Below are 14,915 nucleotides of genomic sequence, written 5' to 3'. Positions count from 1 at the left end.
TAATAAAGTCAAAAGTAGGGAAGATATACCAATTTTTGGCGAAAATATGGTTGAAATGGTTAAAAAGGGTTGGATGGTTAAGGATGGTTAAAATGGGTTGGATGGTTAAAATGGTTGAAGGGCAATTAACCATTCAAACCATTTTTAACCATCCTTAACCATCCAGCCATTCAAACCATTCGAAATTTTTCCGGGATTGCCGGGCCATTCCTTCGGGTGGTTCGTTACCTTTGTATTAAGACACCGTTTCGTATGGCCCAATATTATCGTTTTGACAAAGACAATGCTTCCCGGCGTGCCGGAACGGTTGCCCTGAAGGATGCGATCGGGCAGATGCTGAAGTCCTATCAACTGCAAACCCGGTTCAACGAAACGTATCTGGAAGCTTTTTGGGAGAAGATGATGGGCAAAGCCATCGCTTCCCGCACCAACCGGCTCTACGTCAAAGATCGCAAGCTACACATCGAAATCAATTCCGCTCCGCTCCGCAGCGAACTGGTGATTGCCAAGCAGAAAATGATTCAGCTCATCAACCGCGAAATGGGTGCCGATGTGCTGGAGGATGTTATTTTTATCTGATTCGCAGCCGGTTGCGTCCACAATTCCCATTGCAATTTCACCCAGACCAGCATACACCCAACGGCTTTGATGCGATACGGCACAAAAAACTCGCTCCGAATAAACTTGGGAAACAGGTCCGTCGGCGAAAGTGAGGTAAACACAACTACCGTCAGCAACAGAACCCAGTCAAGCCGGCTCGGCGATTCGAGCGTCAGCCACCAGAGTGCTACACCGGTTACAGCCAGCACATAGGTAGGCGACTCGGCCATTTTGTTAAAAATAATAATAAACAGCAGGAAGTAGGCAATCATCCGGCGCTGAAATAATGCATTGTTCCACAGCCGGAAACGCAGGAACGGCAGCAGAAAAAGAACAATGCCAACGGCTTCTACAATCCGCAGATTGGCATCGGTTTTTGCCATTCCAAACCAGGCTTCCAGAATCCCCATTACCGAAACCAGCCGCCCTAACGTACTGACCATTACCACCCTGAACCATTCCTGGTATTCACTCAGCAGACTACTAAACGGGATGAGGGTGGTTGGAGCCAGCGCAAACAGAACCGTCCAGACCGTCATTGCCAGCAGAAACTGTATTTTTTTTGGATAAAAAACGAAGAACAATGCGGCCGTGATGCCATAAAATTTTATAAAACCGCACAATACGAAGAAAAAAGCCGCCTGCCAGACCCGCTCGTTACGCAACAGGTATAATCCCAGCAAGATGGCCCCGACAATGAGGTTATTACTCTGCATGTTCTGGGCCGTTACAAGGGCTTCCGGGAGGATAATCAGCAGAGCCATCCATCGTTTCCGGTCGGCTTCTTCTTCCCCGTCCAGGTAAAACCAGACGCCAAGCGCCAGCACGACGGAATTGATCAGATTCCAGAAAAACACCCCAACACCAATCGGGGCGTAATAAAACGGCCCCATCAGCCACGCAAAGGTCGGGCTGTATTTGTAATTGTCTTCGTATAAATCGGGATGCAGGCCATAAATGCTTTGGTCGAGCAACAGATTATGAAACGGTTTCGAAAACATCAGGTAATTGTTGATGCTACCCATCAGGTATTTTTGAAAACCGGCTCCCGTCAGAATGATGATGAACAACGCGACCAGTCGTGGCAACGTCAGCCAGCGCAATCTCATGCTTTTAACGTACGTTGAAAGGTTTCTGAAAACTCCTGCATGGTATGGAAGCTGCCGTGCGAACCGAGGTAGCGCAATAAGGTCTCGACCCGGTCGAGCAAGCGCTGGTGCGAATACCGCCGGACGTAAGCCGGAATTTTGGTGTATTCTGATAAATCCGTGAACTCCCAGGGGTGCACGTAGAGATTCAGAAACCCATCTGTTCGCAGCGTATTCAGACACAGGTTTTTATAGATAGCGAAAGGGAAATTCTTCAGACTCAGCCAGAACAGCGGCAACCGCAGCCGGGGCGTTACCGAAGCAGGAATGTGCAGAATCGATCCGCTCATAAACGGTTTTCGGGGTTCATTCAGATGATTGTAGCGCCCCGGCAGGAAAGTCGGATGCAACGACGAATTGTAGCGATAACCGGCCTCCTGCAAATCCACTTCATCGACGGCTCCCATCCGTGCCCGCCGGAAGCCCACCACCGACTTGCCGGTGATCGATTCCAGCATCCGGCGCGATTTCAGCAAATCGGCGGGTTCGAACGTCGTGTGGTAAAATCCGTGTGATGCAATCTCGTGCGTAGCCGACAGTCTGCGGATCAGGTCCGGCTCATGGAAGGCATAATTGGCAGTTGTAAACAAGGTGGCCCGCACGGGCAGGGTTGCCAGCCGATCGGCCAGCAACCGAAGCCCTCGTGTCGATACGGCCAGTTGTTCGTTGATGGAGAGAGGATGTCCGTATTCCAGAGCCGTATCAAACTCCTCCACATCGACCGTGAACATAATCTGACGCATTAGCGGTTCCATCCCTCCACGCTAACGACTTTATCTACGATATTCGATTCCTGAATCAGGTAAGAAGGCCGCTTTTTAACTTCCTGAAAAGCCTTGCCCAGATAGATGCCAATGATTCCCATCATAATAAATTGAATTCCGCCAATCAAAACGATCAGCAGCACGATGGTGGTCCAGCCGGAAACGGTATTGGCCGTAAAATATTTTTCATACAATACTTCAGCCCCAAACAGCAAGGCGAACAGAAACATGCCGAATCCCAGCACCACCGATAGGTACAGCGGTTTGGTGGTAAACGATGTAATACCCATTGTGGCCAGATTAAACATCTTGCGGAATGAATACTTGCTTTTGCCCGCATAGCGTTCGGCGGCCTGGTATTCGACGCGGCTCTGCCGAAAGCCCATCCAGCTAATCATACCGCGCATGAACAGATCGGTTTCTTTAAACTGGTTCAGGCTTTCAACCACTTTGCGGTCGAGTAACCGGAAATCAGCCGCACCTTCTTCCAGGTTCACGTCAGAAACGGTCCGGATAAACCGGTAGAACCAGTGCGACGTTTTTCTTTTCATCAAAGGCAGCGAGGGGTCGGGTTTCCGAATGGCGCAAACGACATCGTAGCCCTCCTGCCACTGGGCGATCAGCGTGGGGAGTAGCTCGGGAGGATGTTGCAAATCCGCATCGAGGCAAATCACACAACTACCCGTGGCATGATCGAAACCGGCGCGCAAGGCGGCCTGGTGACCAAAATTCCGGGAAAATGACAGGTAACGAACCGATTGGTACAGATGACTCAGTTGCTGCAAAACATACAGCGTATTATCCATACTGCCGTCGTCAATTATGAGGATTTCGAAATCCTCATAAGGGGCTAACACACTTTCCAGCCGGTTTATCAAAACAGGCAGGTTTTCTTCTTCGTTGTGGGCCGGAACTACAACACTGATTTTGCCAGTGTGTGGGTTCATAAATACATTCGGCATCTTATCTTTGTGACCTTGCGATGGTAGTTCTATTCCAGGGAATAGTATTTAAACAATATTAAATATTTTTGCCGCCAGTTCCAGTGGAATAGCTGCATGCACTTCTACCCCAATATATAACTGACAGATTTTCAATATTTTACAGAAGATTAAATTTTTATTAGAAATAAAATGGACGGAGATAAACCCTAAATTCTTTTGAGTAGATTTCTCCCGAAAAGCAAGGCTTACCGATCGGATTATCACCCAAAACCGGTTCGATTCTCATCATACTCGTTTTTGAAGTAAACAGAAAGACAATTTGATACAGCCCCCTTTTTTAGAACCCGGTCAGCGGGTGGGCGTGTTGGCTATGGCCAGCCGTCTGGACTATGAAACGCTCGAACCGGCCTTCCACATTCTGCGCGATCAGTGGCAGTTGGAGGTGGTAGAAGGCGAATCGCTCCGAAGTAGCTATTTTCAGTTTGCGGGCGACGACGCCCTGCGCACCCGCGACCTGCAACAGATGCTCGACGACCCCGGCATCCGGGCGATTTTCTCCGCGCGCGGAGGCTACGGCAGCTACCGCATCCTCGACCGCCTTGACTTCACGCAGTTTCTGAAAAATCCGAAATGGATCATTGGCTTCAGTGACATCACGGTTGTACACTGCCACCTGCACCGGATGGGCATCCAGAGTTTACACGCCATTATGCCCAAATTATTTGGCGGTGAAGGCGTTACGGATTCCATCGAAACCCTGCGGCAATGTCTTTTTGGGGAATCTCCTGCGCCTTATACCAGTCCGTCGCACGTTCTTAACCGCCCCGGAATGGCCACAGGCCCGCTGGTTGGCGGCAACCTGACGCTGCTCATGCACATTCTGGGAACACCGTCCGACATCAACCTGACCGGCAAACTCCTGTTCATCGAAGACATCGACGAGACGCTGTTCTCCACCGACCGCATGATGATCCAACTCCGGCGCTCCGGCCGGCTGGCCGATCTGGCCGGTTTGCTGGTGGGGCAGTTTACGGACATGCGCATCAACGACTCGTCACCCTTCGGCAAAACCGCCAACGAAATCATTACCGAGCAGGTGGCCGGGTATCACTACCCGGTTTGCTTCGATTTTCCGGTCGGCCATGTCGCCCGCAATCTGGCCATGCCGGTTGGAAAAACCGCCGAGTTGGTGGTGAATGAGGAAGGCGGACAGTTGCGGTTTTAAAGGGGCTGGAAGCCTGGAAGGACCATTTTGAAGAATATCAAATAATGAATGTCGAACAATGATTATCGAAAGTAAAAGTGACTGATGAGGGAGGAAAACGTCTAAGGATAAATATCGAATAATGAATTTTGAATAACGAATAACGAAAGGATGACTGAGCGAAGGTTTGATCTGGAAGATCGGCTGATCAATTTTTCGGCAGAAATAATTGCTGTCGTTGATGAACTCCCCCCAACTAAAGCCTCCAGCCATCTTGGCGGACAACTTCTGCGATCTGGTACCGCTCCCGCCCTGCATTATGGAGAAGCACAAAGTGCCGAATCCCAGAAGGATTTTATCCACAAAATGAAAGGAGCTCTCAAAGAACTCCGGGAGTCCCGCATTAACCTTCGCATTCTTGAAAGAGTACGCCAGTTGGGTCCAACTGGCGTACCCACGCTAGCAGAATGTACCGAATTGATTCGAATCTTTAAGAAAAGCATTGAAACCGCAGAGCGTAACCTAAACAAATAGTTAGCCATTCACTTTATTATTCTCCCCGCCACCATTCGTTATTCAATGTTCGTTATTCGTTATTCAATGTTCGCTATTCATTATTCATTCTTTTCCCTTTCTCACTTCTTCTTCCCACCCGCCGTTGCGACTCCTTTCCACTGGTCCATGTAATCGACGGTCAGGTGGCAGAGGGATTTGACGCCCAGGCCAAAGCCGCTTTCGTCGATGAAAAAATCCGGGGTGTGGTGCGGGGCGGCATCTTCCAGTTTGCGGCCTTTCGGCATGCCACCCAGAAAATAGAAAAAACCGGGTACTTTTTGCTGGAAAAAGGAGAAGTCTTCCGCACCGGTATCGAGCGGACGGATGATCACGTTATCTTTTCCGGCTACGGCTTCCAGTGTCGGCACCATCTGATCGGTTAGCGCCGGGTCGTTGTAGGTCACGGGATACATCACGTCGATTTTTACATCGGCTTTGGCCCCGGCACTTTCCGAAATGTTGGTGGCAATTTCGCTGATCCGGCGATGGATGGTTTTCTGCATGTCGGGCGTAAACGACCGGATGGTGCCGATCATGTTCACCTCTTCCGGAATGATGTTTTGCCGAATCCCGCCGTGAACCGCGCCCACCGTCACCACCGCCGGGTATTCCGTAATGGCCAGATTCCGGCTGACAATGGTTTGCAGGCCCATCACAATTTGCGACGAGGTAACAATCGGATCGACGCCCGACCACGGTGCCGCGCCGTGCGTCTGTTTGCCTTTGACTTTGATGCTGTAAAAATCGACGGCCGCCATCGTCGCCCCCGGACGGTATTTGATCGTTCCAACTTCGGTCTGGGAGTTGATGTGCAGACCAAAAATGGCGTCGACTTTTGGATTCTCCAGAACGCCTTCTTTCACCATCAACTGTGCGCCCCCTTCTTCGCCGGCCGGTGGCCCTTCTTCGGCGGGTTGGAAAATAAACTTGACGGTTCCTTTCAGATCGTTTTTAACGCTGGCCAGCACTTCGGCCACGCCCATCATGATGGCGACGTGTGAATCATGACCGCAAGCGTGCATGACGCCGGTTTTCTGACCGTTAAATTCCGTCGTTACCGTGGATTTGAACGGCAGATCGCCCCGTTCGGTCACCGGCAAACCGTCCATATCGGCCCGCAACGCCACGACCGGCCCCGGTTTTCCGCCTTTCAAAATGCCGACGACCCCGGTTTTGGCCACATTGGTTTTTACCTCGATGCCCAGCGAATGGAGGTGAGCGGCAATCTTGGCGGAGGTTTGCAGTTCGCGGTTGCCCAGCTCCGGGTTCTGATGAATTTCCCGGCGCCAGGTGACCACTTTTTTCTCCAGACCATCGGCCAGTTTATTCATCTGATTCTTCAGGGGCGACTGGGCCGGTAACGTAAACGGGACCAATGACAGGGCATAAACGGCCACATAAACTGCTTTTGTAGAAATTCTCATACACTCATTCTGGTTTATTTCCTGTTTTGCCGAAAATGCAAGCTAAGTTGTTTTTCAAAGTAATATTTAGAAAAATTTTATCAAAATAGTATTAAGCAATCATTTTTTGAACCATTTTTGCGAATAACCTAAACAAATATACAGATTTATGAAAAAACTATTACCATCCCTATGGGTGTGGTTTGCCTTGTTGTGTCTACCGGCACTGGCACAGGACCGCACCGTTACCGGGAAAATCACTTCATCAGACGACGGCTCCCCACTCCCGGGAGTTAGTGTTCAAATCAAAGGCACCACCCGCGGTGCCAACAGCAACAGCGACGGTACGTATCGCCTGGCCAATGTTCCGGAAAATGCCCGGCTCGTCTTCAGTTTCATCGGTTTTGCTTCCCAGGAAATCGAAACCGGCAACCGCTCCACGATCAACGTCACCCTCCAGGTCGATGCCACCAGCCTCAGCGAAGTGGTGGTGGTGGGGTACGGTACGCAAAGCAAAAAAACCATTACGGGTGCGGTTTCTTCGGTCAGTGGCGAGACCATTGCCAACAAACCCGTTCAGAGTTTCGATCAGGCTTTGCAGGGCCGGGCCGCCGGGGTGAACATCATCACGCCGAACGGGGTTCTGAACAACGCGCCGGTGATCCGGATTCGCGGGGTTTCGTCCATCAACGGCAGCTCGTCACCACTGATCGTTATTGACGGCCTGCCCATCAACTCCAACGACAACGTTTCGGCGGGCGGTTTTACGGTGAACAACCCATTGGGCGACATCAACCCGTCCGACATCGAATCGCTTGAGATCCTGAAAGATGCGTCGGCAACGGCCATTTACGGTTCTCGCGCGGCCGCCGGGGTTATTCTGATCACCACCAAAAAAGGCAAGGAAGGCCGGGTGCAGGTGACCTACGACGGCTGGGTGGGTGTTACCAAACCGTTCAAGCTGTTCGACATCCTGGATGCCCAGCAGTACATGGATTACAAAAACCTGGCCGCCCGCAACGCCAACCTGCCCGACCAGTTTTTCCCCACTCTCAATGCCGATGGCAGCGTGGTGAATACCGACTGGTACGACGTGATTTACCGCACCGGAACCGCCCACAACCACAACCTGGGGGTCAACGGCGGGACGAAAGACACGAAGTACGCCTTCTCGGTGGGCTACACCGATCAGGAAGGGATGTTGAAACAGAATTCCTTCAGTCGGATGACGGGCCGGATGAACATCTCGCACCAGTTGAACAAAGCCATTCGACTCGGTGCCAACATTGCGCTGGCCAACAGCAAGAACCAGGCTCCCAACACCGGTACGACGGGCGCGTTCAGCACCGGCGGTCTGGGTCGCTTGCCGCTGGTGCTGGCTCCCAACCTGGCCCCCCGCAACCCCGACGGATCGTACAACATTAACCGGGCCGGTAACAACATGGGACTTGGCAAAAACCTGGTCGGCGCCGGTGGGTATTACAACCCGCTGCCTGACCTCGAACTCAGCCGGTTTACGTCGGAAAACAACCACATACTCGGCAATATTTTTGCCGATTTCACCCTGCTCAAAGGACTCACGTTCCGGACTTCCTACGGGATCGACAACACGACCGTGGAAGACATCGACTTCCGGAACAGCGTCCACGGCGAAGGCGGGACGGCTGGTGGACAGGCGTTTAACATCTTCACCAACATCAAACAGTGGAACTGGCAGAACTACCTGACCTACGATCTTCAGGTGGGAAAAAACAATTTTTCGGTTGTCGGTGGTAACGAAGTTCAGAAATACACGATCAACCGCTGGGGTGGTGCGCGACAAGGGCTGTCGGACCCATTCTTCACGTCTTATCAGGGGAACTTTACGAGCAACCAGCCGCCGTCCGGTAACTTCCAAAGCCAGAATGGTCTGATCTCGTATTTTGCCCGCTTTGATTACAACTTCGACCAGAAGTATCTGTTAACCTTCAACTTCCGTCGGGACGGTTATTCGGCTTATGCGGCTGGCCGTAAATACGGTAACTTCCCCGGAGGATCGATCGGCTGGCGGGTTTCGGAAGAAGATTTCTGGAAAAATTCACTCGGCAAAGTGGTCAACGAATTCAAAATTCGGGCCAGTCTGGGCCGTGTTGGAAACGCCGGCATCAGCGATTTCGGCTCGTTGAGTTTGTTTAACTCCGGGTTATATGGCACCGTGCCTACGTTCTTCTTCGCGCAGGCCGGGAACCCGTCGCTGCGGTGGGAAAGCAGCACGAGCACCGACATCGGTATTGCGTTTGGCCTGTTCGGCGACCGAATTACGGGTGAACTGACGTATTACAAGAAAGACGTAACCGACCTCGTTTTGCCCGAGCCCCAGGCTCCTTCGCGCGGGATTCCGAACAACTTCATTCTGACGAACATTGGTTCGATGGCCAATACCGGAATTGAGCTGGCGCTGACGTCTTCGAACATTACCAAAGGCAAATTCAACTGGACCACCAGCTTCAATCTGTCGACGCTGAAAAACGAAGTGACAGCGCTGGCCAACAACAACGCCGACATTCTGGCCAATACCGGCGGTCTGGAAAGTTCCAACATCGTGCGGGTCAATGAATCGATCGGGAGTATTTATGTCATCCGGACTGATGGCGTAAACCCGGCCAACGGTCGCCGGATTTTTATCAACGCCAACAACGACCGGGTTCAGTATGACCACTCGGCCCCGGCCGCCAGTCGCTGGACCTACGTTGACAAAGACGGCAACGCCCCGGCGATTTCCGGTACCGACCGGGTTGTGGTGGGCGCAGCCATCCCGAAATGGTTCGGCGGTTTGGACAACACCTTCAAGTATGGCAATCTGGAATTGGGGGTTTTTCTTCAGTTTTCGGGCGGCAACGTGATTTACAACGGAACAAAAGCCGGTTTGCGCGATCAGCGGCCCTGGAACAACGACGTTGGCGTGCTGAACCACTGGAAACAGGCGGGTGATGTCACCGACGTTCCGCGCCCGGTTCTGAACGACAACATCTCGAACGGTTCGGCCAACCCGATTTCTGAAAATGTGGAAAAAGGCGACTTCCTGCGGGGCCGGAACATCATGCTCGCCTACACGATCAAGAACGATCTGTTGCGGAAAGCCAATCTGTCGTCGATCCGGGTATATGCACAGGTGCAGAATGCCTTTATCATTACGAACTACACGGGATCTGACCCTGAAATCTCGACCAACCGGAACTCCAACACGGCACCGGGTGTCGACCGGAACTCGGTTCCGCAGGCCCGTACGTTCACGGCCGGTTTGAGCCTTAATTTCTAATCGATCGTTTGACGTCCTGATTCAACAGCCCTTTAAACGGTTAACACGATTTTCCATGAAAAACCATACTTCATATTTATCCACCAACCGACGGATGTTCCTGAAAGCCGCTGTGCTTTCGGTGTGTCTGCTGCCCGTCGTGACCTCGTGCAGTGAGGAAGAACTCCTGGAGCCCAAACCCCTGACCAGCCTGGCCGATGTAGAGGCCTTTTCCAATCCCGACCGGGTGCTGGCACAGGTGAACGGTCTGTATTCGAGTGTGAAAAACGGCCAGTTTCTGGGTGGCCGGTATTTCATTTACGTCGACGTTCGGGGGGAAGAGTTTCTGAATGTGAGCAACAACGGGGTAACGGCCCTCCAGACCTGGAACCACACCAACAACTCCGGCTCCAACGAACCCACCAACCTCTGGAACCAGGCCTATCTGGCCATCAACCGGATCAATTTGTTTCTGGAAGGACTGGATGCCAACCCGACTGTTATCGATGCAGCACTGGCCAGTCAGTACAAAGGGGAAGCCCGGTTTCTGCGGGCACTCACGTACCTGTCGATGGTGCAGCTCTACGCCCAGCCCTACACGAAGGACAACGGAGCCAGTCTGGGCCTGCCGCTTCGCTTGCAAGGTGAGGTCGGAACGGGCAACAATGACCTGGTTCGCAGTACGGTAGCGCAAGTGTATGCCCAGATTCTGGAAGACTTGAATTTTGCCGAGCAAAACCTGGCGGCCACCAATGCCTCCGCTGCGCTGAATACGACACGGGCGCACAAAAATACCGCCATTGCGCTGAAAACCCGGGCCTATCTGGCGATGGGTCGCTATGCCGATGTGGTGACCGAAGCGGCCAAGATTGTTTCGGCAACGGCCCCTTACCGGGCGGCAACCGGTGTAGCCCACCAGTTGCAGGCATCGGTTACGACGGTTTTCACCAACTACACCACGACGGAGTCCATTCTTTCCATGCCGATGAGCAGCAACGACCTGCCTGGTACGCAAAACGGACTGGCGAGCTACTACATGCCGATTGTCGGGATTGGTGACTACAGCCTGAATCCGAATGGCATCATCGGTAATGCGGCTTTCACGGCCACCGACGCCCGCCGAACCAGTTTTGTCAAGAATGATTTTACGGGGGATGCGGGCCGGATCCGGCTCACCAAGTTCCCGACGGGGCCTCAGCATACCGACTATGTGCCGGTGATCCGCTACGCCGAAGTGCTGCTGAACCTGGCCGAAGCCAAAGCACGGCTGGCTGCGGGGGTCGATGCCGATGCGCTGGCGTTGCTGAATGCTGTCCGGGGCCGGTCGACACCCACGGCGGTTTATGCCACGATGGCCGACAAAGCCGCGCTGGTCGACGCCATCCTGCTGGAACGCCGGATCGAGTTGCTGGGAGAAGGATTCCGCTCCAACGATTTGCTGCGGCAGAATCTTCCGCTTCCCGCCAAAGCCAATATTCAGGCGGTAACGGTAGCGGCCTCGGTCTACATCTGGCCGATTCCACAGGGCGAGCTGAACGTAAACAAACTGGCCGTGCCGAATCCGTAAGGATAGTATGCAGTAGCCTGGAAAACCGCACGACGGATTATCTCAAAGCCTTCCGGAAAGGGTCGAAACTCGGTACTAACGGGTTAGAATCCTTCTCCGGAAGGTTTTCTTTTGACTTTAACACAATATTGTTCAATTTATCATTATATTGATCCTACTATTATAGCAGTAGTTAGAAAGACAGTGGTCGTAGTTGAAGCGGCTTTCGTGGTGTGTTGGAAAAAAATGTTACTTAACGCACTATTTGGTTTACTTATTGCTGATATAAAAGTAGTTTTGTAACCATTTTTTTACGTTCATCCAAACAATAACCTATCTATGAGAAAACGTTTAGCTGGATTCTGGCTAATGTGCGTGCTTTTTGCCCTGCCCGCGCTAGCCCAGGATCGGACAGTGACCGGTAAAGTCACTTCATCCGACGACGGCTCCACCCTGCCGGGTGTGAGCATCCAATTGAAAGGTACCAGCCGTGGTACCACCACCGATTCAGACGGAAACTACAGTCTGACCAATGTTCCGGCCGACGCCCGTTTGGTGTTCAGCTTCATCGGAACCGCCACCCAGGAGATCGTGGTCGGCAACCAATCTACCCTCAATGTGCAATTAAAATCCGATGCCAGTCAATTGTCGGAAGTGGTCGTAACGGCTCAGGGGATCGAGCGCGACCGGCGTTCGCTGGGGTATTCGACTCAGGATGTTCGGGGTGATGTGCTGGCGCAACGCTCGGAACCCAACGTGCTGAATGCGCTTCAGGGAAAACTGGCCGGGGTGAACATCACCGGAGCCAGTGGTGCGCCGGGTGCTTCCACCAACATCAACATCCGGGGGGTTACGTCGTTCAACGGCAGCAACCAGCCACTGATTGTGGTCGATGGCATCATTTTCAGCAACGACCTGAACCAGACCGAAAACACGCTGTTCGGTTCGCAGCCCGCCAACCGCCTGGCCGACGTCAACCCCGAAAGCATCGAGTCGATCAACGTCCTGAAAGGACCGGCGGCTGCGGTACTGTACGGTTCGAGAGCATCGGCAGGGGCCATTGTCATCACGACCAAAACCGGTCGGAACATGAAAGGGAAAACGGAAGTGACGGTTAACTCGTCCTACAACATCCAGAATGTCTCCGGCCTGGCCGAACTGCAAAATGACTACGGGCAGGGAACCCAGAACAACTTCGTCAACACGTCTGCGAACTCCTGGGGCCCGAAATTCGGTGGACCACTCACGCAGGTGGTGACTTTGCAGAACGAAACCGTTCCTTACCAGGCCTACCCCAACAACGTAAAGGACTTCTATCGTCAGGGGAGCATTCTGCAAAACTCTTTCAATATTGCTTCCGGCGACGAACGGCGCAATTTCATTCTGGCGATTGGTAACACGCTCCAGAACGGGGTTATTCCCAACACCAAATTCAACCGGACCAACGTTCAGGTCGGTGGGGAATCGCGACTGAATAATGGCATTAAAGTGAACGGTACGGTAACCTACGTCCAAACCGTTCAGCAGGGTGTTCCGGGCGGAAACGGCGGTAGTGCCTTCGGTCAGTTAACCCGGATTCCACGCAGCTATGATCTGATTGGTCGCCCCTACCAGAACGCGCTGGGCCGGAGCATTTATTACAATCCTACCCAAAACCACCCCCTGTGGAGTGCTTACAACGAAACGCTGCAAGGCCAGGTCGACCGGGTTTTTGGAAATATCCAGATTGGATATGACATCACCAAATGGCTGAACGTATCGTACCGGGCCACGGCCGATACCTACACCGATCGCCGGAAATTCGTTGCCGCCATTGGCGCAGCGCGTACCCCGGCGGGTGAACTCCGGGAAGATATCTTCTTCCGGTCGGAGTTAAACGGCGATTTGATCATCACCGCCCAGAAAGACAATCTGTTTCTCGAAGGACTGAATGCCAGCCTGTTACTGGGAAACAACATCAACCAGCGGAAGACTCAGAATCCAACGATTATCAGTCAGCAATTGACCATTCCGGGATTTGAAAACGTCAGCAACGGGTCGGTTTTCTCCGCCAGCACCGAGAGCAGCACCATGCGTCGGCTGATGGGGTATTACGGACAGCTATCGCTGGGCTACCAGAACTACCTGTTTCTGGAACTGACCGGTCGGGTCGATAAATCGTCGACCTTGCCCAAAGCCAACAATACCTACTTTTACCCATCGGCAGCGGTCAGTTTTGTCCCGACGGATGCGTTCAAGCTGAATTCGAACGTGCTTTCTTATGCCAAAGTACGGGCCAGCATTGCCCGGGTGGGCCGGGATGCTGATCCGTATCTGCTGAACTCCGTGTTTGAACCGGCGTCTTACGGAAACAATGCTGCCAGCATTACCTTCCCGATTTCAGTAGGAACCGCCAGCTTACCCGGTTTTCGGATCGACGACCGGATTGGCAATTCAAATCTGACGCCAGAATTCGTGCGGTCCTATGAATTCGGGTTGAACCTGGGGCTGTTCCGCAACCGGGCCAGCATCGATCTGGCGTATTTCGATACGCGCAGTACCAACCAGATTTTCAACGTTTCGGTATCCAACTCAACCGGTTACGACACCCGTACCACCAACGTGGGTTCCATGCGAAACCGGGGGATCGAACTGGTGCTGAACACGACCCCGGTTCGGTTGGCTAACGGCTTCAAGTGGGATCTGATCCTGAACTTTACCCGCATCCGGAATAAAGTAGAAGAAATTGCCCCGGGCGTTACCCAATCGCCAATTACCGGCAATGCGTTCATCGGAATCAACCCGTCCATCGTGCTGGGGCAACCCTATGGCGTTATTGTTGGAACGGCCAACGTCCGCAGTCCGCAGGGTGAGTATCTGATCAACCCCAACACCGGCCAGTTTGTACCGGGTCTTGCCGGTCAGGTGATTGCCAATCCAAATCCGGACTGGACGGCGGGTCTGACGAATAATTTCAGTTACAAAGGCCTGACGTTGTCGGTTTTGTTCGATACCCGCCAGGGTGGAGACCTCTACTCGTTCAGTGCGGCCGATTTGAGAAGCCAGGGTCACCTGAAAGTCACGGGCATTGATCGGGATCAACCCCGTATTTTGCCGGGCGTTATCGAGGTAACCAATACGGATGGTTCGAAGTCCTACACCCCCAATAACATTCAGATCAGTGCTCAAACCTACTGGGCCGGTCTGGGCGGTCTGGCTTCCGAAGCGGCTGTGTTCGATGCCACGGTTTACCGGCTGCGTGAAGTAGCCCTGAACTACAGCCTGCCGGGCAGCCTGATTGGCAAAACGCCTTTCGGAGCCATTACCGTGGGAGTTAGTGGACGGAACCTGTTCTTCTACGCGCCCAACTTCTTCATGGATCCGGAAGTAAACACACAGGGAGCCGGTAATATTCAGGGGCTTGATTTGAATGGCGCGCCCAACACCCGGAATTATGGCGTTAACCTGCGGTTTACCTTTTAATCAACCTTCATC

General features: G+C 52.8%; 10 protein-coding genes. 6 read left to right on the top strand and 4 right to left on the bottom strand.

The genetic code is table 11. The features are described 5' to 3' along the window. Window positions 1-252: 252 nt before the first annotated feature. Window positions 253-579: a DUF721 domain-containing protein gene (locus ACO064_RS21200; RefSeq protein ID WP_114404177.1), complete on the top strand. Its 327-nt coding sequence runs from the start codon at window positions 253-255 to the stop codon at window positions 577-579. Here the strand turns inward: ACO064_RS21200 and ACO064_RS21195 are convergent. Genes ACO064_RS21195 through ACO064_RS21185 form a run of 3 tightly spaced genes read right to left on the bottom strand, consistent with a single transcriptional unit; the run spans window position 522 to window position 3,459 of the window. Then, window positions 522-1,709 carry a glycosyltransferase family 87 protein gene (locus ACO064_RS21195; RefSeq protein ID WP_421829226.1) on the bottom strand — a complete coding sequence of 396 codons (1,188 nt, stop codon included), beginning with the start codon at window positions 1,707-1,709 and terminating at the stop codon, window positions 522-524. The genes ACO064_RS21200 and ACO064_RS21195 overlap by 58 nt on opposite strands. Continuing rightward, on the bottom strand, window positions 1,706-2,491 hold the full coding sequence (locus tag ACO064_RS21190; RefSeq protein ID WP_421829225.1) for a polysaccharide deacetylase family protein: 786 nt from the start codon (window positions 2,489-2,491) through the stop codon (window positions 1,706-1,708). Before ACO064_RS21190 ends, ACO064_RS21195 begins: the two co-directional genes overlap by 4 nt. Continuing rightward, the gene (locus tag ACO064_RS21185; RefSeq protein WP_421829224.1) at window positions 2,491-3,459 is read right to left on the bottom strand and encodes a glycosyltransferase family 2 protein; all 969 of its coding nucleotides are present in this window, start codon (window positions 3,457-3,459) and stop codon (window positions 2,491-2,493) included. Before ACO064_RS21185 ends, ACO064_RS21190 begins: the two co-directional genes overlap by 1 nt. A gap of 316 nt (window positions 3,460-3,775) precedes the next feature. Between ACO064_RS21185 and ACO064_RS21180 the strand changes: the two genes are divergently transcribed. After that, window positions 3,776-4,681, top strand: a complete 906-nt coding sequence (locus tag ACO064_RS21180; protein WP_421829223.1) for a S66 peptidase family protein — start codon at window positions 3,776-3,778, stop codon at window positions 4,679-4,681. A gap of 150 nt (window positions 4,682-4,831) precedes the next feature. Continuing rightward, entirely contained in the window at window positions 4,832-5,194 is a 363-nt protein-coding gene (locus tag ACO064_RS21175) for a four helix bundle protein (protein ID WP_421829222.1), read from the top strand. A 101-nt stretch (window positions 5,195-5,295) separates the two neighbouring features. Here the strand turns inward: ACO064_RS21175 and ACO064_RS21170 are convergent, their stop codons facing one another. Continuing rightward, window positions 5,296-6,639 (bottom strand): amidohydrolase, encoded by a 1,344-nt coding sequence (locus ACO064_RS21170; protein WP_421829221.1) that lies wholly within the window; start codon window positions 6,637-6,639, stop codon window positions 5,296-5,298. Window positions 6,640-6,787: 148 nt separating this feature from the next. Between ACO064_RS21170 and ACO064_RS21165 the strand changes: the two genes are divergently transcribed. From ACO064_RS21165 to ACO064_RS21155, 3 genes are all read left to right on the top strand, one after another. Next, the gene (locus ACO064_RS21165) at window positions 6,788-9,916 is read left to right on the top strand and encodes a SusC/RagA family TonB-linked outer membrane protein (RefSeq protein ID WP_421829220.1); all 3,129 of its coding nucleotides are present in this window, start codon (window positions 6,788-6,790) and stop codon (window positions 9,914-9,916) included. A 55-nt stretch (window positions 9,917-9,971) separates the two neighbouring features. Beyond that, window positions 9,972-11,462, top strand: coding sequence for a RagB/SusD family nutrient uptake outer membrane protein (locus ACO064_RS21160; RefSeq protein WP_421829218.1), 1,491 nt, complete (start codon window positions 9,972-9,974; stop codon window positions 11,460-11,462). 318 nt (window positions 11,463-11,780) lie between these two features. Beyond that, the gene (locus ACO064_RS21155; protein ID WP_421829217.1) at window positions 11,781-14,903 is read left to right on the top strand and encodes a SusC/RagA family TonB-linked outer membrane protein; all 3,123 of its coding nucleotides are present in this window, start codon (window positions 11,781-11,783) and stop codon (window positions 14,901-14,903) included. Window positions 14,904-14,915: the final 12 nt, after the last annotated feature.

The organism is Larkinella sp., from assembly GCF_965227735.1.
Lineage (GTDB): Bacteria > Bacteroidota > Bacteroidia > Cytophagales > Spirosomataceae > Larkinella.
This window is presented reverse-complemented; position numbering and strand designations above follow the sequence as displayed.